Annotated in this window: 1 rRNA gene (cut by a window edge); it reads right to left on the bottom strand. The window is 55.7% G+C overall.

Annotated elements, in window-relative coordinates:
* Positions 1 to 19 precede the first annotated feature (19 nt).
* Positions 20 to 1,401, bottom strand: a 23S ribosomal RNA gene (locus tag ACWGID_RS41425); it runs 1,828 nt beyond the window's last position.

The following is a 1,401-nucleotide window of genomic DNA, read 5'->3' as shown; positions in this document are numbered from 1 at the left end:
AGGCTTGAAGTCTTAAGTGTGTGACAAGCCCTCGGCCTATTAGTACCAGTCAGCTCCACACCTTACGGCGCTTCCACTTCTGGCCTATCAACCCAGTGGTCTACTGGGGGCCTTACCCGGTTAACCCGGTGGGAGACCTCATCTTGAAGCGTGCTTCCCGCTTAGATGCTTTCAGCGGTTATCACTCCCGAACGTAGCCAACCAGCCGTGCTCCTGGCGGAACAACTGGCACACCAGAGGTTCGTCCACCCCGGTCCTCTCGTACTAGGGGCAGCCCTTCTCAAGTCTCCTGCGCGCGCAGCGGATAGGGACCGAACTGTCTCACGACGTTCTAAACCCAGCTCGCGTGCCGCTTTAATGGGCGAACAGCCCAACCCTTGGGACCTACTCCAGCCCCAGGATGCGACGAGCCGACATCGAGGTGCCAAACCATCCCGTCGATATGGACTCTTGGGGAAGATCAGCCTGTTATCCCCGGGGTACCTTTTATCCGTTGAGCGACGGTGCTCCCACATGCCACCGCCGGATCACTAGTTCCGACTTTCGTCCCTGCTCGACATGTCTGTCTCACAGTCAAGCTCCCTTGTGCACTTACACTCAACACCTGATTGCCAACCAGGCTGAGGGAACCTTTGAGCGCCTCCGTTACCTTTTAGGAGGCGACCGCCCCAGTCAAACTACCCACCAGGCACTGTCCCTGATCCGGATAACGGACCAAAGTTAGACAGCCAGAACAATCAGAGTGGTATTTCAACGATGACTCCACCCGAACTGGCGTCCGAGCTTCACAGTCTCCCACCTATCCTACACAAATTGTACCGACCACCAATACCAAGTTGTAGTAAAGGTCCCGGGGTCTTTCCGTCCTGCTGCGCGTAACGAGCATCTTTACTCGTAATGCAATTTCGCCGAGTCCATGGTTGAGACAGCGCCCAAGTCGTTACGCCATTCGTGCAGGTCGGAACTTACCCGACAAGGAATTTCGCTACCTTAGGATGGTTATAGTTACCACCGCCGTTTACTGGCGCTTAAGTTCAAAGCTTCGCCGGCCGAAACCAGCTAACCTGTCCCCTTAACGTTCCAGCACCGGGCAGGCGTCAGTCCGTATACATCGAATTACTTCTTCGCACGGACCTGTGTTTTTAGTAAACAGTCGCTTGGGCCTGGTCTCTGCGACCTTCACCGCTTCCACCCGCAAAGGATGTAACGGATCCGGTCCCCCTTCTCCCGAAGTTACGGGGGCATTTTGCCGAGTTCCTTAACCATGGTTCACTCGATCGCCTTGGTATTCTCTACCTGATCACCTGTGTCGGTTTGGGGTACGGGCGGCTCTAACACTCACTGCGAAGTTTTTCTCGGCAGCATGGGATCATCCACTTCCCCTAAACGGGTCCGCCTCGG

It is taken from the genome of Kribbella sp. NPDC054772 (assembly GCF_053611945.1).
Note: the sequence above shows the minus strand (reverse complement) of the source record. Positions and strands in the feature narration are given on the sequence as shown.